20 protein-coding genes and 1 pseudogene are annotated in these 20,075 nt (G+C 49.7%); 8 read left to right on the forward strand and 13 right to left on the reverse strand.

The features are described 5' to 3' along the window. Positions 1 to 128: 128 nt before the first annotated feature. Together MJ257_RS14835 and MJ257_RS14840 are read left to right on the forward strand one after the other, a co-directional pair. Positions 129 to 281: a hypothetical protein gene (locus MJ257_RS14835; RefSeq protein ID WP_240269962.1), complete on the forward strand. Its 153-nt coding sequence runs from the start codon at positions 129 to 131 to the stop codon at positions 279 to 281. A gap of 629 nt (positions 282 to 910) precedes the next feature. Next, positions 911 to 1,255, forward strand: a complete 345-nt coding sequence (locus MJ257_RS14840) for a hypothetical protein (RefSeq protein WP_240269963.1) — start codon at positions 911 to 913, stop codon at positions 1,253 to 1,255. A 108-nt stretch (positions 1,256 to 1,363) separates the two neighbouring features. Here MJ257_RS14840 and MJ257_RS14845 read toward each other — a convergent pair whose 3' ends face one another. From MJ257_RS14845 to MJ257_RS14875, 7 genes are all read right to left on the reverse strand, one after another. Further along, the gene (locus tag MJ257_RS14845; RefSeq protein WP_240269964.1) at positions 1,364 to 2,413 is read right to left on the reverse strand and encodes a matrixin family metalloprotease; all 1,050 of its coding nucleotides are present in this window, start codon (positions 2,411 to 2,413) and stop codon (positions 1,364 to 1,366) included. Positions 2,414 to 3,103: 690 nt separating this feature from the next. Beyond that, on the reverse strand, positions 3,104 to 4,972 hold the full coding sequence (locus MJ257_RS14850; protein ID WP_240269965.1) for a DUF2075 domain-containing protein: 1,869 nt from the start codon (positions 4,970 to 4,972) through the stop codon (positions 3,104 to 3,106). Between the two features lie 12 nt (positions 4,973 to 4,984). Continuing rightward, positions 4,985 to 5,317, reverse strand: coding sequence for a nucleotide pyrophosphohydrolase (locus MJ257_RS14855; RefSeq protein ID WP_240269966.1), 333 nt, complete (start codon positions 5,315 to 5,317; stop codon positions 4,985 to 4,987). A 194-nt stretch (positions 5,318 to 5,511) separates the two neighbouring features. Then, positions 5,512 to 5,973, reverse strand: a complete 462-nt coding sequence (locus MJ257_RS14860) for a DoxX family protein (RefSeq protein ID WP_240269967.1) — start codon at positions 5,971 to 5,973, stop codon at positions 5,512 to 5,514. 43 nt (positions 5,974 to 6,016) lie between these two features. Continuing rightward, on the reverse strand, positions 6,017 to 6,478 hold the full coding sequence (locus MJ257_RS14865; protein ID WP_240269968.1) for a DUF2269 family protein: 462 nt from the start codon (positions 6,476 to 6,478) through the stop codon (positions 6,017 to 6,019). 6 nt (positions 6,479 to 6,484) lie between these two features. Further along, positions 6,485 to 7,099, reverse strand: coding sequence for a TetR/AcrR family transcriptional regulator (locus MJ257_RS14870; RefSeq protein WP_240269969.1), 615 nt, complete (start codon positions 7,097 to 7,099; stop codon positions 6,485 to 6,487). Between the two features lie 469 nt (positions 7,100 to 7,568). Then, positions 7,569 to 7,811: a hypothetical protein gene (locus tag MJ257_RS14875; protein WP_240269970.1), complete on the reverse strand. Its 243-nt coding sequence runs from the start codon at positions 7,809 to 7,811 to the stop codon at positions 7,569 to 7,571. A 130-nt stretch (positions 7,812 to 7,941) separates the two neighbouring features. Between MJ257_RS14875 and MJ257_RS14880 the strand changes: the two genes are divergently transcribed. Continuing rightward, positions 7,942 to 8,460 carry a ClbS/DfsB family four-helix bundle protein gene (locus MJ257_RS14880; protein ID WP_240269971.1) on the forward strand — a complete coding sequence of 173 codons (519 nt, stop codon included), beginning with the start codon at positions 7,942 to 7,944 and terminating at the stop codon, positions 8,458 to 8,460. A gap of 1 nt (position 8,461) precedes the next feature. Here MJ257_RS14880 and MJ257_RS14885 read toward each other — a convergent pair whose 3' ends face one another. Continuing rightward, on the reverse strand, positions 8,462 to 8,878 hold the full coding sequence (locus MJ257_RS14885) for a hypothetical protein (RefSeq protein ID WP_240269972.1): 417 nt from the start codon (positions 8,876 to 8,878) through the stop codon (positions 8,462 to 8,464). A 183-nt stretch (positions 8,879 to 9,061) separates the two neighbouring features. Between MJ257_RS14885 and MJ257_RS14890 the strand changes: the two genes are divergently transcribed. Continuing rightward, positions 9,062 to 9,874 (forward strand): polymorphic toxin type 44 domain-containing protein, encoded by an 813-nt coding sequence (locus tag MJ257_RS14890; protein ID WP_240269973.1) that lies wholly within the window; start codon positions 9,062 to 9,064, stop codon positions 9,872 to 9,874. A gap of 154 nt (positions 9,875 to 10,028) precedes the next feature. On the opposite strand, the gene hprK is transcribed toward MJ257_RS14890, so the two are convergent. From hprK to MJ257_RS14910, 4 genes and pseudogenes are all read right to left on the reverse strand, one after another. Continuing rightward, positions 10,029 to 10,946, reverse strand: coding sequence for an HPr(Ser) kinase/phosphatase (hprK, locus tag MJ257_RS14895; RefSeq protein WP_240269974.1), 918 nt, complete (start codon positions 10,944 to 10,946; stop codon positions 10,029 to 10,031). Positions 10,947 to 10,961: 15 nt separating this feature from the next. Beyond that, positions 10,962 to 11,762: an AAC(3) family N-acetyltransferase gene (locus tag MJ257_RS14900; RefSeq protein ID WP_240269975.1), complete on the reverse strand. Its 801-nt coding sequence runs from the start codon at positions 11,760 to 11,762 to the stop codon at positions 10,962 to 10,964. 104 nt (positions 11,763 to 11,866) lie between these two features. After that, positions 11,867 to 11,986: pseudogene (locus tag MJ257_RS14905) on the reverse strand (sugar phosphate isomerase/epimerase family protein); the annotation flags it as partial. 161 nt (positions 11,987 to 12,147) lie between these two features. Beyond that, positions 12,148 to 12,702, reverse strand: coding sequence for a TetR/AcrR family transcriptional regulator (locus tag MJ257_RS14910; RefSeq protein WP_240269976.1), 555 nt, complete (start codon positions 12,700 to 12,702; stop codon positions 12,148 to 12,150). A gap of 186 nt (positions 12,703 to 12,888) precedes the next feature. Here MJ257_RS14910 and MJ257_RS14915 point away from each other — a divergent pair, with 186 nt between their 5' ends. From MJ257_RS14915 to MJ257_RS14930, 4 genes are all read left to right on the forward strand, one after another. Beyond that, positions 12,889 to 14,367, forward strand: coding sequence for a DHA2 family efflux MFS transporter permease subunit (locus MJ257_RS14915; RefSeq protein ID WP_372489810.1), 1,479 nt, complete (start codon positions 12,889 to 12,891; stop codon positions 14,365 to 14,367). A gap of 615 nt (positions 14,368 to 14,982) precedes the next feature. Next, positions 14,983 to 17,241, forward strand: coding sequence for a bifunctional 2',3'-cyclic-nucleotide 2'-phosphodiesterase/3'-nucleotidase (locus MJ257_RS14920; RefSeq protein ID WP_372489811.1), 2,259 nt, complete (start codon positions 14,983 to 14,985; stop codon positions 17,239 to 17,241). 222 nt (positions 17,242 to 17,463) lie between these two features. Beyond that, the gene (locus tag MJ257_RS14925; protein WP_240269978.1) at positions 17,464 to 18,339 is read left to right on the forward strand and encodes an EAL domain-containing protein; all 876 of its coding nucleotides are present in this window, start codon (positions 17,464 to 17,466) and stop codon (positions 18,337 to 18,339) included. 40 nt (positions 18,340 to 18,379) lie between these two features. Next, the gene (locus tag MJ257_RS14930; protein WP_240269979.1) at positions 18,380 to 19,339 is read left to right on the forward strand and encodes a GGDEF domain-containing protein; all 960 of its coding nucleotides are present in this window, start codon (positions 18,380 to 18,382) and stop codon (positions 19,337 to 19,339) included. 80 nt (positions 19,340 to 19,419) lie between these two features. Here MJ257_RS14930 and MJ257_RS14935 read toward each other — a convergent pair whose 3' ends face one another. After that, on the reverse strand, positions 19,420 to 19,905 hold the full coding sequence (locus MJ257_RS14935) for a pyridoxamine 5'-phosphate oxidase family protein (RefSeq protein ID WP_240269980.1): 486 nt from the start codon (positions 19,903 to 19,905) through the stop codon (positions 19,420 to 19,422). Positions 19,906 to 20,075: the final 170 nt, after the last annotated feature.

Here is a 20,075-nt window from a genome sequence, read left to right on the forward strand (position 1 = left end):
CCGTCACGTTGGTTTTAGGCGTGGGCGTCTGCGCCGTTATTCTATTTCTAAACCTGTACCCTATTCACGCCACAAACACGAAATATGATCTTCAACTTGGACACGTTCCAAATCAGGAGTTCGCCAGGATGAATGATCATTCGGATCATTTTAAAAACAATGCCGTTCTCATCGCCATGGCCATCTACCCGGACAAGAAAGAAAGTCTGCGTCAGGCTCAGTTATATGTAACCAAACGCGGATTGGAAATTCAGATGAAGCTTGATTTTAAGTTGGAGTAAATGATCCACGGCATATTCGTGTCGGCTTTGCCCACTTATCTGCAAGAACGAAAATAACCCGCCCATGTTAGCGCCAAGGGTGCGGGTTATTGATCCAAGCAATTTGGAAGTTTCCCACCCAAAATGTTGTGCGGGATGTCGGGTGGCTGTTCCGGCTCCTTATTTCTGTCCTAAGCCCTATAGCGGCCGTTTCAATCCTGCAATTTGCGCACGTACAACTAATCTCCTGCACATTCGCCGCAATACATAGCAACATACTCCAAATCCCGTTCGTACTCTTGCCTTGCACCGTACACATTCGCCTTCAACAAATACGCATACAGCAGATAAAGGTGGTATTGAATCGCCGCTAACGGTTAGATGTTTGTGGAAGGGATTGCGAAGCGGCAGAGAACCTATGTTGCGAACAATGAGAGCGAAAACACAAAACATCATTGACTTATTTTGTATCTGGTTGAGTCTGGCAATGCAAAACATACTGTATAATTTTCAATGGAATTATCAAAGTGCTCAATAATAGTAATAATAGCATTGAGAATGTTATAGTTAATCGGAATATTGACTACATGCAACTTTTCGGAAATTGGAAGCGTCTGTTAATAATAATGTCTAATGAGGAGGGACTTTGGATGAAGAAAGTACTATTATTACTTGCTATGCAGTTTTTTCTAGTGTCCTGTTCAAACTCAAATCAACCCAACATACAAAGTTGGGCATTTAATGTTGTGACATGGAATCACGGAGTTTATAAAATTACAAATCAAACCACTACGGAAATTGATAAAGAAATTGGTGCCATAAAAAAATATTCCACAAATGAATCCAGTAATCTACCGAATCTATTCTCTAATAAGTACAAAAAAGGAACAAAACTGTTCAAAATTAAAAACGTCGAAACGAATGAATATATTGCAGTTCAAGATGATGAAGATGGTGTTTACTATAAAGCGGAAAAAATGGAAGGGGTGAAATAAACTTCTAACACCATTAAGAGTGTGGCATCTTTTCTTATTGTGGTACCAATACAACAGCGAGGAACCTGAAATAAGCAGCCATAATCGGCTGCTTATTTCAGGTTCCTCTTAAAATTCAGAAAATTTTACTATTTCCGGTTCTGTAAAGGACTGCTTGCTCTGTAGATTTACAAATCCCTGATTAGTATCCCATTTAAAGATGCTAACATCTTCATTGATCGGAATATATTCACCCTCACCTACTTTCTTTAAATAGAGAATGACATTATCATTTTTGTTTAGAGGCGTTGTTCCATGATATTTTACCGCAACATTTTCATCTTCTCCCCCCATTTGATAAAGCGAGACTGATTGATTAGATAGTGCGGGATCCCCTTTAAAAACCTCTTGAATATTTACTTTAGTCTTGTTCTTATAATCAAAATAGTTTTCCCCAATGACAGTACCCTCATTAGCAACTACATCTGCCTTGATAACTAAGTCAGCATCCTTAGCAAGATCTTCTAAATTTAGGTACCACTTACTCCAAGAAAAATCAAGAGTAACTAGTTCTTTACCTTCAACAAAATCGTTTTCATCTATGTTGGGCTGTAATGAAGTAAAATTACTACTATAAATATTGTTTACCGAGTTTATATCTCCATTTCCCGGAAAGTATTGAACACGAGCAAACGTTCCATCCGAGAAGAAGGTAGCCGGTACCATTACCGAAAGTGTTCTTACTGGTGCATGGTCTAATCCTAAAGCATGACCTAATTCATGTGTTGCAATGCTTTGAATTGCATTTTCTGTAGTGATGTATTGACTCTGTGAAGTATAGTAATCGTTCACCCACACTTTAACCGATTTGAAAGTTTTATTGGAGTTATAGACAGGTTCCATAACTCCATCCCATGTAGCCAAAGAATTTGTTGTATTACCTGCTGTAAAGTTGGTGTTAGTTCCAGAAGATAGTGTTACTACAGTCGCATCATTCCACTCTTTTGCTCCAGTTGTCCAAATGCCCTTATAAGCACTATTTGAACCATTATTTTGATAAGTAGTATTTTTGCTACTCCACTTATAGCCTAGTGTAGGTGTATCAGCAGCAAATACAGACGTTGAAAGCAAACTTGTAAGACTTACGGCAAGGAGTATTGAGAGTGTTTTCTTTTTCATAAAATTCCCTCCATAAAAATAGAATTCTCGTCAATATTTTTACTAACCCTTATTTGAAGCTGAAGCTGTTACACTATTGCATATAAAAATGGCCACCCCCTCTTTTTCAAATGAGCTACTCTTTCCCCTTGTTATGTAAAGCGTATATGGATGCATTATAAAAGACTTTATGCCACTTGCTTACATAGCAAAGTAAAGAGCGCATGAGTCAGTTCCTAATTGTGCCCTTTAATGATTACCTTGGTGGGAACTGACTTTTTTTATTTATTGTAACTAGACACTAAGCAGATCTTAGTAGTCCCGGTACAATCAGAAAAATGCCATTTTTCAGTTAATTTGTTGGGTTTTCATCTGACTAACTTTGTTAAATACGAAGGATTATAAGAACGCTATAAGTTGGCCAGAACTACAATATTAACCATAAGTAATTAGTTTCGTATACCCAAATATCGTCCTAAGAAGTAAATTAATTTTAATTCTATTATTATATGGAAAATAGTATCATATTTCCCTTCTTTTTAAAAGATTCTTACGAGATAATTTATATTTTATTCTAATTATGGAAATATTTTTATGTCGCGTGATCTACGCTAAGCAAAAAGAAAACCATCCGCCTTTTGTAATAAGGTTGATGGTTTGGGTATTCGATCATAAAACACAAGATTGCCGTGCCTTTGGATTTTACGAGGTTTAGTTTTTCATTACTCTATTCAACTGTTCCTCCAAATACCCCCTCAACTCCGGGTCCCGACAATACAAATAACACCCCTTCATCCCGCGGGAAATCAGCACCTTGTAGATGTTTTTGATCAGCTTGGTGAGCTGGTCGTGGTTGTTTTTCAGGCCTCTTTTGCCCATGGTGTCTTTGTATTCGTTGTAATCGGCATAGAGTTCCATGGTGGTCAGATCGTATTTCAGGTCGTTACCGATGATCACGCCGACGTAGTCGAACTCCAGGCCTTGAGAAGTGTGGACGCAGCCGATTTGATCTACGCCGTCCTCGTGGATAGCCCAGGTACTGGAGATGGAGCGGCCGTTCCACGGCATTTGGAAGCCATGTTCCGGGATGGTGACGTCCGCGACTTCGCCGTTGCGGTTGCCTTCGGTGTCTTTGGTCCAGTCCCAGGCAAATCCAGCGAGCATCCGCGCTTTGTGCCCCGTCGCTACCTTCGCTTTGATCTCCTCATAGACCGCATTCGGCGTGTCAAACAGCTTGAATTCAAACGTGTCCTGGTCCCAGCCGCTAAAGTTAGCTGTTGGACGGATTTGCAGCACATGATCGATCCAGTTGATAAAGCCTTCGGCTCCCGAGCAGCGGAACTGGGCCGACAAGGTGTACTCGTAAACCTCGGAGCCATAGTCAGCCGCGATACGCTCAATTTCGGCCACGGTGCCGATGTCGTCCGGACGGATTCGCTGGAACTCGTCGATGAAAAAGACGTTGACCTTCGAGGCTTTGATAATATCCTCGATTTGGTTCACGCCACGGTATTGGTAGGCCCCTTTTCCTTTCAGGCGGTGAGCTTCATCAACGATCAGCACGTCAAAAAAATTCTCCGGGCTATCGACAAATTGCCCCGATCCCGCAAACAATCCGCGAACCCGGGCTTTGTTCTTCGGTTGCTGCTTCGCCAACGTCTCCACCATCACCGTTCTAAAGGATGCGTTAGGCGCAATAAACTTGGCGTTCAGCTTGTGCTTCAGCAAGCCGCCTAGCGCATTCATAGAAATGACGGATTTGCCGGTGCCCGGTCCGCCTTTGATGATGATTGTCTTTTTTCGGCTTGGGTCTTTGGCCAGGCTGATGATCGTCTCGTAAGCGACCTTCTGCTCGTCCAGCAAAATGAACTCGGCATTCCCCTTGAACAGCCCATCCACATGGTCGATCAGCTTTTTGGAGGGGCGGATTTTGCCGTTTTCGATTAAGTACAGCAGATTAATGCCGTTCCCTTTACCGACGTGTTGATGCAGAAACTCTTGGAGCTTCGCCGTATCGTCCGCCATAAATAAGGGGGCTTCCCGGATGATGTTCTGATAGCGTTCGCTCTTGAGCGGATCAGGCTCCGGCACGCGGTAGTTATGTAAATAAGCACAGGAATAGCTCTTGAGGTCGCTGCTGTGAATCGCTTCGTTCATATCCTCCAGAAACTGGCGGTAGGACCACGCCTGGTAGGACGGATGCGGGATCTCACGCTGCCGACCGTTGATGTAGGCCATGACCACGTCCTCCCGATCCGTCGCCCGGGCTGCATCCCACTGCTTCAGCTCTACGATCACAAAATTATCCCGGCCCTCCGTGTCCTGCCCCGCCACGATGAAATCGATACGCTTGCTGGTCGCCGGGATGTTATATTCAATCATGACGCCGCAATCGTCGGCAATGTTGGAGTTTCGGATGACGCGTTCCATGAACTGCATGGAGTTGTTCCAAGCTCTTTTTTCGCCCGGGCTGGGTCTCATCCCTATCTTGTTCATAAAAGCTTGCTCAATCTCCACCGTAATCTGGTTGCGGTCCACCGACTCGCGGAACTGCAATGCATTGCTGCTATATATAATCATGCTGCCGCACTCCTATAGCTCGTTATATTTAGTCATCTTGCCAAAAGACTTGTCCACCGGATACTTGGCGCCGTTCCGCCGCATTTTGTCCCGAATGATGTCTTCGATGTTGAAGTCCAGCGCATCGGCCAGATAAATCGAGTAAATCAGCACGTCGGCCAGTTCGTCGGCGATGTCTTGTCTCTTCTGCGATACCGCGTCTTCGGATGATTTCCATTGGAAATTCTCCAAAAGCTCGGATGCTTCCAAACTTAGCGAAATCGCCAAATCCTTCGGATTATGGAATTGCCCCCAGTTCCGCTCCTCCCGAAAAGCGAGCAGCATCTGGATCAGCTCTTCATTCATGTTCGTACTCCTATCCTTATGTAATAGAGATTGAGTCGCGCGAAATGGCGCAAAAAAGAGGCGGTCCTCCCCCTTGATTCGGGGCCCGCCTCTTGTCGTCTCTTGGTGTGGCCATGCTTTGGCCCTTGGTGCATTCTTCCTACTCCCAAGTTATTACGAAATGGAAGATTCGTCAAATCCCGCCTAAATCCGTCTTACGAGTTCGGGGTTCGATGCCGCAAGTAATAAACCATAATGGCCAGGGTCGCCGACAGAAAGACGATTTGCATCAACGTACGGGGAAGCACCGCATCGTGCGCGGCTGTCGCCATGCCGGAAAGGGCGTAATTTACATTTGCCGGAAACATGCAGATGAGGAGAAGCGAGAGCCCTCCCGCCGCCCAGATGACCGTCGGGCGCCACAGTAAGCCAATAGCTCCGGCCAACTCCAACACACCGGTGAGCGTGACAATAAATCCAGGGTAAGGCAAAATGGGCGGCACCATGCTTATAAGCTCCTCCCGCATCCAAACGAAATGCACCGTACCGGTCAACACAAACATCGCTGCAACCCCGCCCCGGAGGGCAATCGGCCAAGTTCGCAGCCGTTTGACTCCCGCAGCTCCCAGGGCAAGGATCGCCAGCGTAACAACGATAAGGGTAATCAGGGGTTCCATGAGCAGACCTCCGTTGTTTTCAGATTAAGCGAATCCCGTGGCATTAGAAACCTTTGGTGATCATCAGAAAAAGAATCCCGAGCGGCAGCAAGGTAGCCATCGTGCCATACACCGCCCAATTCCGAGAAGCCTTATGATAGTCCGCTGTGACGGTGCCACTCTCGATGCCTTCGGCGCTCAGGCGGATCATTTTGCGCTGCATGGGAATGAGGATGAGCAGCCAGATCAGTCCGGTCACAGTAAACAAGCCTAAGGAGAAGGTCAGCCAATTCAGACCCGCCAAAGAGTAGCCCAAGCTCCCCGTCATCATACCGCCGGAAAGGACGATCAGGGCGAGTCCGGGAATCGTAAAAATATAGTCCGCAATCATCACATTCTTAGCTGCATAGTGCATAATTAGTGAATTCCCGGTTCGATCGGCCCGTATTTTCCAAAATGCCGCCGTTACGATATTTCCAACCATCAGGAAGACACCGATGAAATGCAAGGTTAACCATAATCCCACGTCCGCTTATCCTTTCTCTTCCCGTTTCTTGCCGGGGTTCAAAATGTCCGTCATCAGCGCGGTTAAGTCCTGCGCTTTAACCATCGCCTGCACGTTCGGAATCCTTGCGCGGATTCGGAATCCCAGTGTCATCAAGGTGAACCACTCCGCCGTTTTGTCCGCTTCAACCGTTTCGGGAATGACGCCGTGCTGCTGACCGGTTTCAATCCAAAGCTGAGATAGAAATACGGTTCGGTCATAATACTGCTTCAAGGCATCCGCAACCGCCGGATCTTCCTCTTTGCCGAACAAGTACACGAGCACTTTGTTGGTCACGTTCTGCGGATTTTCGTATTCGACAATACTGTCCTTGATTTTCTGCATCGGATCCTCAAAGTTCCGTCGCCCTTCCTCGATCTCATTCATGAAGCGTCTGTTGGTTTCTTCAAGCCCTTCTTGCAGAAGCAACACAAAGAGTTCATCCTTACTGTTGACGTAGTGGAAAATCGCGCCTTTAGACAGGCCCGATCTGCCCATGATGTCCTGCATCGTAATCGAATGGCATCCCTTCTCCTGGATCAACGTTTTCGTTGCATCGATCAGTTGTCTTAACGTTCGTTGTCTGCGCTCCTCCTGTTTCAATCCCAACCCTCCAGATATTGCTTCAAATTTTATGTACTTTCATTATAAATACCGACTGTTGGTTTGTAAATAGATTGATTCCAGTACTTGTACCTACAATTCCGTTTTTGATTTCGAGCCAAAATCCATGAAGCAAAAAGAGGCAGTCCCCTTTGATTGGAAACCGCCTCATATCATTCATTGGATTTGTACCATGCTTCAGCCAATAATTAATAGCTTAACTTATTGACTCAGGTAATCTCAGTTCAAGCTTGTCCAAATCAACGATAAACCCGTTTGCTTGTAGAATATCCAAGCTAAGCAAACCATGATACGATTTAGGCAGCATGCCAACATCCACTTCGATGCGCTTCAAACTAAGAGAATCTATGATAATTTCATCGAGAATTTTCGTGTAAAACGGAACAGTTCCGCCAACTCCATACGCCTCATATACGGGATCACCATTTTCATAAGTAACCCCGAATGCCTAGTGCCTCATTCTGACCAGAGGGTTATTCCTCAAATGAATGATGCATTCCTCGTTTGAGGTATGATAGACAATCTGCCCCGGCTCCACATTAAAGAACGCCTTGTTGGCCTCATTGTCCGGAACGGTCCTTACAGGGGCTACTTCCGTAACCATTTTCTTCCCCGCTTCTTCGTGGTAATCAAGAACGGAAAGAAGAACGAATTGATCGGGAAACAGCTTCCTCACTTCCTGCCATTGCATCGCAAACCCTCCTCATTCTTTGGCTCAGCCGATCTTGAAGTTGATTCTAGTTTACCATAAACACACAGGCCAACGAAGGAAGCAGAATGTTATAATATGTACAAAATTGAACATGAAGGAATGAAACTCCATGCAAGGATATACCAACAAACAAGCTTTAATCTCTGAAATCCAGAAAACCGCTCAACTCTTTATCGCAGAATTTGAGGGAATTCCCGAAATGGATAAAGCCTTGCGGTTGAAGGAAGTGGACCGCACGCCGCAGGAGATGATTGCCTATCAGCTGGGCTGGATCAACCTCATCCGCGGGTGGGATCGCGATGAACTGGAAGGCAAAGAGGTCGTTACGCCTGCGCCCGGATATAAGTGGAACCAATTGGGTGGTTTATACCAAAGCTTCTACAACCAATATCATGACCAATCCTTGTCCCAACTCAGGGTATTGTTTATTGAGGCTGTCGATAATCTGACGCCCTGGCTTGAGAGTTTCAGTGATGAAGAACTATTTACGCAGGGAGGCAGAAGGTGGGCCGCTTCAACCCCCTCCAACTGGCCGATTTGGAAATGGGTCCACATCAACACCGTAGCACCCTTTAAATCCTTCCGCAGCAAAATCCGCAAGTGGAAGAAAATGCGCTCGTCGATATAGTTTAAAGGGGCCCTCTTGCTTTAAGACTAGCACAAAATGTTAATAACGCGATGTAAAGCGGGTATAGACAGCTTGCAACAATAATTACTAAACCAATTCCCGGAAGAGGCATTTCTTGGGGATTGGTGATTGGATAGTAGTAGGCGAAAAGTTTTATGAAAATCAGGAAATAAGGGATCCACAAAACCGTAGTCATATATTTTATTTTTTTATGGTTAAGCTGAAATTTTGTTAGAAAATAAGCGAGGATAGATGTCAGAATAAAAATTATGAGAATAGGAATAGGTACGTAACGATTCATATTGGTGATTCCAATGACTCTTTCAAGACGGTATACATTAATCAGAAGTTCCACTTGAATAAATAGGGAAAATGCATAAAGTACGCTCACTCCATTAATTTTCCACATACTATTCATAATTGCACCTCCATCTGTCTACTCCCAAAAGACATAATAAGTTATTATTGCATTTTTCCAATTTACTAATCAATATGCAATTATACCCATTAATATGTTACTATTCAACCATTTATTTCCTTTTCAGGAATATATATAATTGATCTTGTAAGAAATATTTTCCATATAAGGAGGAATATTATTTTGAAAAAGGTCTACGTTCTAATTTTAGCCATTTCATTATTCTTCTGCTCATTTGCTGGACTTACGTCCGCAAACTCTCAAACAGATTTAGAACTTACAGCCGAGCAATACCAAGAAATTCACACTAAAGTAGTGGAAAATAATTATGTTTCACTTACTAATGATGGCCAAATTGTCATTAGCGCAACTGCTGAAAGTATTGATATTGATCCGTATCTTTTCAATGAATATCTAGCAAATATTAATACTATAAACCATGCAATTCGTTCAGGTGGTGTTAAATTTGATTCTAATTACAATCTCCAAATTGCACCTGTGGATGAAATAGCCCAAATTGTCTATGAAAGAGACCAACAAAAGAAAAAAGAACTAAATAACTCAATTGTACCATTTAGTGATCCCGGCGCTCCACCAGTTTTACAAGCATACACAATTGCAAGGAACAACTATCTGGAAATGGAACAAATCTGGAATTCACTTGCTTTAGGGATTGGTGGAAATGCTTCCGCGGCTACAACTTATGTCCTTGGCTTTTGGGTTGGAAAAGTAAAGCCAGGGGGCGCTTGGGATTATAAAGCCGTTTCAGGTTATACACCTTACAACAAAGAATGGCAAGCTCGAGTGAGGAATGGCACTGAAATACGCACATCAGAATGGTTTGGCAATTACAATTATGGTTTCACTGGAAAGTTCTTGTTTTCTTTAAGTATTCTATATACTGGTGGGGATGTTGTCAGCCAAATCACAGGTGGTGCACCAGATGATTTTTCAGATAAAGCAGCAATTGCACAGGGATATAATGAAAATTATTAATAAAAGATCATAACTCGTTTGTCATCAGAGCCACAGATAAAGGTGTATGTTCTCAATTTCCCCTTCAGACATACACCTTTTTTGTGTCTATCTTCTAAGGTGATTTCATCTTACCGACGAAGCTCACCGATATATCTCGTACTTTGGTAAAGCTTTACACCCCCATCTCCCCCTCGATCCGTTTCATAAACTCATCTACCGCGCTGTAACCTAGTTGCTTCAAGTACCAGTTGTTCGCGGCGGCCTCGATCAGGCCGGCAACGTCCCGGCCAGGCTGAAGCTGGATTTCGATATGCGGGATTTGGACGCCTAAGTATTCCGTAAACTGCGGCACCGTCTCCAGTTCATTGTTCAAGGCATTTTCCTTCCATGGCACCAGCTCAATGTCCAATACGATCCGCGTCTCATCTTGAAAAGCCCGCCGCCCATACTGGCGCACCACGTTAATCAGTCCGATGCTGCGCAAGGCCAGGAATTCGCGGGTCGTCTCGTTATGGGTTCCGAGCAGCGTGGTGGGGCTTAATTTCTTCAACACCACGATATCGTCCGCGACAAACCGGTGCCCCCTGCGGATCAGCGTATGCGCCGTTTCGCTTTTGCCGATCCCGGATTTGCCGCGGAGCAGGATGCCGATGCCCGATACGTTCACGCACACCCCGTGGATCGAAATCTCCGGAGCCAACGCCTTGACCAGGTAACCGTCCAGCTTGACGATAAATTCCGTCGCGGTCTCTTCCGTACGCAGCAGCGGAATGCCTTCCTGTTCGCAGTACAACTCCAGATAAGGAATCTCCTGCTGCCCGGACGTCACGATAAAGCACGGCGGGTGATATTTGACGATATTCCCGATATGCAGCTTGCGTTCCTCCACGCTTAATGTCAGCAAATAGTTGATCTCCTTACGGCCCAACACCTGTACCCGATTCATCGGAAAAAAATCAAAATACCCCACAAACTCCAGCCCCGGACGATGCGCCCGGGGACGATCGATCTCGCGACCCAGGTGTTCTTCCCCCGCGAGGACTTCCAACCGGAACGCGTCCACCAGCTCCTGTACGGTGATCGTCTTCATCTGATTCTCCTCCTGCTATTCAATATGCGATGTCGTCCCCATCCAGCGCTCCGGGTTCCTCAGCGGCTCATTATCGGAGAACAAATCCGGCTCCTCCCTTAACATTTCCACGATGACTTCCGCCACCGCGGCCGCATCGCAGACTCGAACTACCGCATCCCCCAGTTTTCCCTTACGCATCGCGCCCCGATACTCAATAACTTCTTCGACTTTCCAAAAATGCTCCGACCAAGGCAACCCGCAATGCCTGCGGGAAGGGACCGGAATTTCCGTGCCGTCCGGCGTGATCGTGTACAACATCTCGTGATCGTCGGTCAGCCTCCCCGGGATATCCATCCATTCTTCGACTCCATGAATGAAGGTATTCCGTTTCAAATCGACCCCCACCAGCAGAATCGTTGCTTTGCGGTCCAGCAGCTTCCCCCACGAGGAGCCTCGGGCACAAGGCGTATCGAACAGATGATCATCCGCCGTAAACGCCCTAGCCTCCCGCCCCAATGCGGCGACCGAATGAGTAGGATGCCACGAGCGCACGACCCCCGGCCTTTGGCGGAAGAGCTCCGGCAGAATGCCTACGCAAACCGGCGAATGTTCCACCTCGAACCGAGGTTGATCCTTCTGAATGTACGACCAGGTATGCGTAGGCAACACCAGCAACCCCTGCTCCATATACGCTGCTAAAGCATCCAATACGGTATCCGCGCCGCCTTCTACTTCACCTAAGCTTTTCATGGAGGAATGGACCAGCACCGTTCCCGTACCGTCCAGTCCTAACGCCTCCAGTTGCTTCAATAAACTCTCTTTCGTATGTCTCATCCTTGTGCTCTCCCCTCGCATACGAATCTAGCTGCCTCCGTGCACTGCGCCTCCGTCACCTTCGTCCTGGCGGGCAATGTTATCGGCATTCATTAATTGCAAGGGTCCGAAATCGCCTTGGACAACGCCAGCTGCACGTATGAAAAATCAAAGGCAGCCACCTTCGCCGCCAGCTCCCGAAAGGGCTGCTTCCCGAGCAAATGCGCTAGAATGCCTACCGACATCAACCTTCATTCCATAGATAGATACTCCTTCGCTAAAGGATACATTCGACTTCTATCGGTAAACTCCTGTGTCAAACCGTCGACAGCCCTCAAGCAAAAAGACCCCGCCGCGCTTCGCAGCGATCAGGCAAGGTCTTCTTCGTAAGTTATACCGCGGCCGATCACTTTCTTCGATACATCTGGTTGATTTGGTCGGCCAGGTAACTGGGACTATAAGGGGTGCCTTCTTCGATCCACCACGAGACGATGCCGAGCGACGAGGCGGCAATGATTGGGATGGGAACCTGCTTCGCGGGATCCGCCGCCTTCCTCCGCTCCCTTCGGATCGATACGATATCGGTGAGCATCGCGAACAACCGGTGGCGAAACTCCTTATTTTCCAGGAGTACCTGAAATAACGCCGCGTTCTCGTAAATCTGCTCCAAAAAAGAAACCAGCGGCGATTGCTCCTTCGCCGGGCCGCTCTCGGTGAACGGGCGCATTCTTCGGGCCAGCTCGTCCAGGACTTCCTTGGTCAACTGCTCCAACAAATCCTCCACGTCACGGTAATGCAAATAAAACGTAGCCCGGTTCAACCCCGCACGACTTGCCAAACCCTGAACGGTGACTTTATGCGGATCGGCGTTCTCCTGCAGCAGCGCGATCAGCGCCTCCCTGAACATGCGTTTCGTTCGCGTGACCCGGGGATCTACTTTTTCCTCCTGATTGGTCGACATCTCGGCTCTCCTTTGATGATCATCTGCGACTTGTTCGACACCATCCTGCGGATCTGTCGTTTAGTCTACACATCTCCGTAAACTGTAAATGGTCTTTTGCCGGTTGGCATGATACTATTTTTTATCGACAGAATATCAATTAGTCGACGTTCCGTCAATTAACCAACCTTTGAAAGGAGCACGACTTTGAATACCTCAACCCCGCAGGTGAATAAAAAAATCCTGATGCCCGTCCTGCTTTTGGGCTCTTTCTTATCGATCTTGAACCAGACGATTCTCAATGTCGCCTTGCCCGACTTGATGAAGGAATTTGCAATAACCGCCACGACCGTTCAATGGCTGATCACCGGTTTCATGTTGGTGAACGGTATTCTGGTTCCGGTCACGGCGTTTCTGATGCAGCGGTTTACGACCCGGCAGTTATTCGTCAGTTCCATGCTCCTGCTGCTCGTCGGAACGTTCATTAACGCCATCGCGCCTAGCTTTCCGCTCCTCTTGACGGGGCGGCTGATCCAAGCCGCGGGCGCCGGCATTATCATGCCGTTATTGATGATGGTCGTGCTGGTGGTGTTCCCCAAGGAAGGACGCGGAGCGGCCATGGGCCTCATCGGCCTTGCCATGATCGTCGCCCCCGCGATCGGCCCGACCTTGGCCGGCTTCGTCATCGAACATCTCTCCTGGCGTTGGATTTTCATCGGGATGCTGCCGCTGGTCGTGATCGTGATCCCGTTAGCCCTCAAATATCTGGTGAATGTCTCGGAGACCTCGAAGCCGAAGCTGGATCTCGTCAGCATCGTCTACTCGACCGCAGGCTTCGGCGGTATCCTGTTCGGCTTCAGCAACGCGGGTAATCAAGGCTGGGGCAGTGCGGAGGTATTGTCCTGCTTAATCGTCGGCGGACTGTTTCTGATCCTGTTCTGCCGGCGGCAATTGACTTCTTCCGCCCCGCTCATGAATTTAAGGGTATTCCAAGACAAGATGTATACGATCACGACGGTCATCAGCGTTTTGATCATGATGGTCATGTACGCGGATATGATCCTGTTGCCGATCTACCTGCAGGCCAGCCGGGGTTTTTCGGTGCTGGAAACCGGTTTGCTTCTGTTGCCGGGGGCCTTGATCAATGCGTTATTGTCGCCGGTTTCCGGACGTTTACTGGATAAGTTCGGGGTCAAGCCCATCGCCATCATCGGTTTGCTCTTTACGATTCCTGCCATCTGGGGAGTGACGCACTTGACCGAAACGACGACCTATACCTATTTGGTCGTGCGGACGATCATCTTGCGCATCGGGTTGAGCTTCCTCACGATGCCGCTTAATACCGCAGGACTAAACGCCCTACCGAAGCACCTGAACGCGCACGGTTCCGCCGTGACGAACACGGTCCGGCAAGTGGCGGGGGCGATCGGGACGGCGCTGGTCGTCACCATATTTACGGCGAGAACCAAATTCCACGCTGCCGCTTTGATGGAATCCGGCCAGACGCTCTCCCAAGCTCAACTGAAGGAGATGTCGTCGATCCTTGGCACGAACGACGCCTATCTGTGCATGGCGGTGCTAAGCGTCTTGATTCTGGCCGTCACGATCTTCATGCCCAATCGAAAGGGAGCAGCCGGCCCGAAAAATAGTACAAAGGCGGTAACACAACCCGCCGAAGAATCCTAAAATAAAGGCGACCGGACCCAACCTCCGGTCGTCTTTTTTCGCCGGGTTGGTCCCATCCCCCGAAACCTTGTCCCGCGATTTCTATTGCGAAGATTCTCCCCGGCGATTCCTGCAAAAGTGCAGTTATTTTCCCGCAATCCGGCCGAGTTCTCGTGAATTCCTGCAAGAATGCAGTTATTTTAGGGATAAACCGCTAAATTACGAAATGCCGGGATAAATTCCTGCACTTTTGCATCTATTTTGCCATGATCTCAAATGTTGACCGAAATTCCTGTATTTTTGCAGTTATTTCGTTTGCGCTGCACTCAGGTACGTCTGGTGAAATGCCGGTGCTGGGAATGTCAAGCTAGCTGCAGGCAAACTTTTGAACCACCATTCCCCGTTCGGCTCCTATCCGTCCCATGGTCAGTCCACTCCCGACCCTGCAGCAACGCGTTACCTTCGGATTTGTATCTCCTGCACAATCTGTTCATCTCTCGCATGAAATAGAAATTTCCCCCATGACATTCTCTACCATTTCATTTAAAATATTAAAGTCAATTTAAAATAATATTTCGGCACGAAGCTTCGCATGACGCATGTCATGTCAGGGAGTACCCAAAATTCGAAGGAGGAATGAACTTGAACAAACCTCGCAGTCCGAAATTCATCCTGATCGCATCCCTGTTGGCAGCCAGCCTGGCGGCCCTGCCGTTCTCCGCGTCCGCGGCGGACGGAACCGGAGCGGCGACCGTCGATCTCCGTATCCTGGAGACGACCGACCTGCACGTGAACATCGTCAACTACGACTACTTCGCGGACAAACCGACGGACGAGTACGGCTTGGCCAAGACGGCAACCTTGATCAAGCAAGCCCGCGCGGAAGCAAAAAACAGCTTGCTCATCGACAACGGCGACCTGATTCAAGGCAACCCGCTGGGCGATTACGTCGCCACGGTGGACAAGCTGCAGGAGGGCGAAACCCATCCGGTCTACAAAGCGATGAATTTGCTCGGGTATGACGCCGGCAACTTCGGCAACCACGAGTTCAACTACGGCCTCGACTTCCTGAAGACCGCCGTCAAAGGCTCGGACTTCCCTTACGTCAACGCCAATATCTACCTGGACGACAAGGATCAAGACCCTTCCAACGACAAGAACGCCTTCACCCCGTATCTCATCCTCGACAAAGAGGTGACCGACAGCACGGGAGCGAAGCACAAGCTGAAAGTCGGAATCATCGGTTTCGTACCGCCGCAGATCATGTCCTGGGACAAGGCGCATCTGGAAGGCAAGCTGATCACGAAGGATATCGTGGAAACGGCGAAGAAATTCGTGCCTCAGATGAAAAAAGAAGGCGCCGACCTCATCATCGCGGTGCCGCATTCCGGCTTCGAGGACATCCCGCAAACGCCGCTGATGGAGAACTCGGTCCTATACCTGAGCAAGGTGGAGGGCATCGACGCGATCCTGTTCGGCCACGCGCATAAGGTGTTCCCGGATGCCTCCTTCGAAGGCAAGACGGGCGTCGACCTCTCCAAAGGCACGATCAACGGCGTACCGGCCGTCGAACCGGGATATTGGGGCAACAACCTCGGGATCATCGACCTGACGCTGGAGAAATCCGGCGATGCCTGGACGGTGAAGAACTCCAAAGTGGCCGTGAAGCCCATTTATGACACCGCGAACAAGAAGCCGCTGGTGGATGCCGACCCGGCGATTTGGGATGCGATCCAAGAGGATCACGAGCATACGCTCGAGTATGTCCGCGGTCCGGTGGGCAAGACCAGCGCGCCGATCAACAGCTGGTTCGCCCTGATTCAGGACGATCCCTCGATCCAAATCGTGACCAACGCGCAAAAATGGTACGTAGAGAAGCATCTGCAAGGCACGGAATATGAAGGCGTGCCGGTGCTGTCGGCCGGAGCTCCGTTCAAAGCCGGCGGACGCCAAGGCGCGAACTATTATACCAACATTCCGGCAGGCGACATCGCCATCAAGAACGTGGCCGACCTGTACCTGTACTCCAACACGGTGAACGCCGTGCTGGTGACCGGCGCTGAGCTGAAGGAATGGCTCGAATGGTCTGCTGGGCAGTTCAACCAAATCGATCCGGCCAAGACGGAAGCTCAAGAACTGGTGAACTATGACTTCCCAACATACAACTTCGACGTGATCGACGGCGTGACGTATCAGATCGACGTGACGAAGCCGGCCAAATACGACGCCAAGGGCGGCGTGTTGAACGAGAAATCCAGCCGGATCGTCAACCTGTCTTATAACGGCAAACCGATCGATCCGGCGCAAAAATTCGTTGTCGCCAGCAACAACTACCGCGCGTCGTCCAGCAAATTCGCGAACCCGGACGGCAAGCGGATCATCCTGGCCTCGCCGGACGAGAACCGCCAGGTGATCATCGACTATATCCGCGAGAACGGCACGATCAACCCGACCGCCGACGGCAACTGGTCGCTCGCTCCGTTCGGCAAGGCCAACGTTACGTTCGCAACTTCACCAGCCGCCAAAGAGACGGCTTCCAAGTCGGGCAGCCTGAAGTACATGGCCGACACGAAGGACGGTTATGCCACCTTCCAGCTGAGCTCAGCGGCCGAATCGGCCAACCCGACGCCGACGCCAGCACCAGCTCCGGCACCAGTACCTACGCCTGAACCTTCGCCGACACCGGCTCCTGCGCCTGCGACGCCGAAGCCAACGGCCCCGGCTCCCGCTCCGGCAGCCGGGACGGACACCGTCTACATCGTGAAGAAGGGCGATACCCTGTACGACATCGCGCTGAAGCATGGCACAACGTGGCAAGCGTTGGCCAAGTACAATAAGCTGGCCAACCCGCATCTGATCCGGATCGGACAGAAGATCTTGATTCCGGTGCAATAAGAACTCTCCGGGCACAGCCCGGCAAGAGAGCCGCCTTAAACAGGTCGCCATTCGACCTGCCGGCGGCTCTTTTCTTTTTACGCGGCGGCCGCGGGCCAGATTTTACATTGCGCTAACGTTCCGTTTACGCTAAAAAAGCCGGATCGTGATACGATCGGACTATAGAGACAAGCCTTGCGAAGTCCCGGTCTCGATTATATGGGCCTAAAGGATGAATCCGACATGAAAACGCCGCTCTCTCCCTCCGAGGCGAACAGCGGTCTGTATCATTACATGACCTATTTGTATCACGCCACCCGGCAGTATTGGCTGTCTTGCCGAAGGTTTCATGCCTTGCAGCAGATCATCCGCAACCAAACCCTGACGACGTATTTCCAACCGATCCTGAATCTGCAGGATGGAACTTGCCTCGGGTATGAAGTGCTGAACCGTCCGCCGGTCTCGGCTTTATTTCCCCATACCGAGTCTTTTTACGACTTCATTGGGCGTACGGACCAGGTGTTTGCGTTCGAACGTTTTTGCCGCGACATTTCTTTCAACCGGTTTCGGTTCGCCTTGATCCGGTCGCGCACACCCGCGGACACCCTCGCCTTCGTCAATATCCATCCGCAGATGCTGTCGGATCCCGGTTACCGAAGCGGCGAAACCATCCAGCTGTTATCCCGGTACGGCTTGTCGCCACAGCAGGTCGTGTTCGAGTTAACCGAGAAGCAGGCGGTTCATGACTACGTGGCCTTCGAACGCATCCTTTCCCATTACCGCTCTCAAGGGTTTCGCATCGCGATCGATGACGCGGGCTCCGGCTACAACAGCCTGAAAGCGATTGTAAGCTTGAAGCCCGAATTCATTAAAATCGACAAGTCCCTGATCCGGCATCTGCACCTTCACCCCAATCAACAGCGGATCGTGAAGCTGCTTCAGGAGTTCGCGGCCGACTCCGGCACGCATATCATTGCCGAGGGGATCGAGGAAGCGGAAGAACTCGCGTTTCTACAGAGGGAAGGGATCGAATACGGGCAAGGATATGCGCTCGGCAAACCGGCCACGGAAATGGGAACCGATGTTTTGCCGATAAGACGAACGGGACTGGCGTTCTGATCGCACGGTTATTGTTGCGAATGAGCACGGCAAGGGTTGCATGAGAGGGAAGGTGTACGACTTGTTGACGAACATCGGCGAAATCGCGGAAACGATCCCTATCGTCGCGCCGGCCACGAAATGCGGTTGGGTCGACAATTTGTTTAAGCAAAACCCCAAATTGGAGGGGATTGCGGCGGTTGGCGAAGACGGTCGTCCGGCGCTGTTGATGCGGGCCCGGTTCTACCAGCTGCTAGGCACGCAGTACGGCTACCAAATCTATATGGGCCGCCCCGTCATGCTCGTCGTGAACCCTCACCCGCTCGTCGTGGATTGGGACGAACCGATTACGGAGGTCAGCATTCGCGCGATGAACCGGTCCGAAGAAGAACTGTATGACGGCGTGCTGGTCCTGCGGGAGGGCCGCCTGCACGGGTTCGTCAGCATCCGCCGCCTGCTGCTGGAAGTGGCCAACATCCGGGCGGAAATGGCCAGCTTCCTCAATCCGTTGACCGGACTCCCCGGCAACCGACTGATCGATGACCGCCTGCAGCAATCCTCCCGGCTAGAGCAATTCAGCGTCCTCTACATCGATCTGGATCATTTCAAATCCTATAACGACAGTTACGGCTTCAAAATGGGCGATGCGCTCATCCAGGCGACGGCGAATCTGCTGCGCGAGCCGTTTTCCGGCCAAGGTTCTTTTCTCGGCCATATCGGCGGCGACGACTTCATCGCGATCATGAACCATCACAATTATCAGTTCGCCTGCAGCAAAATCATCGACGGCTTCGAAGCCATGAAGAAGGACTTCTACAGCAAAGAAGACTTAAAGAACAACTATGTGCTCGGCGAGGGTCGAACCGGCAGTTACGGCCCCATTCCGCTCGTTTCGATCTCCATTGCGGTGGTGACGAATCGAAGCCGCAGCTTCGAGAACATGGATCAGATCGTGGAGGAAGCGACCCGAATGAAGAAGATTTGCAAATCCCGGCCCGGCAGCGTCAGCATCGCCAATTAACGGCGCCGCCCCGGTTTCCCGGAACAAAGCGAGCAGCCGGATCTTTCATCCTGCTGCTCTTTTTTGCGAAGTCCACCGGTCTACAACTTTACCGTTTTGTTCAATTCGGCTTCCGTTTCCTTGCCTGTCAACTGGGAGAACATGCGCTTGATCATTTTGACGAGATTGCCCGTTTCCCAGTATTCCGCCGCTTCGGCTTTCACCTTAATCAGGATCAGATTGGGATCGTCGCTGGTGGTATGCAGGAATTTGGCGTAAGCGGGGTTCCAGAACTGCTCGATCTTCCCCCGGTCATTGACCACTTCCGCGGTCCCGCGTACCGAAACGTAAGAGTCTCCCACGTAAGACACGTTGACGTTCGGATGCTGCTTGAGCTGGGTGTATTTGTCCGTCTCTTCTTTCGTCAGGAACCACAGATCGCCGTCGAATTCGACCTCCTGGGTTTTCATCGGACGCGACACCAGCCCTTCCTGCGTCACGGTGGTCAGCATGGCGATCTCGATGCCTTTGATCAATTTCCGTACCGTCTCCACGGCCTCCCGGTGCGCCGCTTGGTCGTTTGTCATGACTAGTTCACTCCATGTTGGTTATTGGGGATGGATGGTTACGTTGGTTACTCCGTTAGGGTGAACCGAGAGGGGGGAAAATAACCATCTGATGCGCAGGTAGCTGTAATAATTGTTGCATTCAGTGCAACATTTTCATCGCCCAGGACCGATGAAGGTTCAAAATCTTC

The sequence above is a fragment of the Paenibacillus timonensis genome (assembly GCF_022427145.1).
Classification (GTDB): Bacteria; Bacillota; Bacilli; order Paenibacillales; family Paenibacillaceae; genus Fontibacillus; species Fontibacillus timonensis.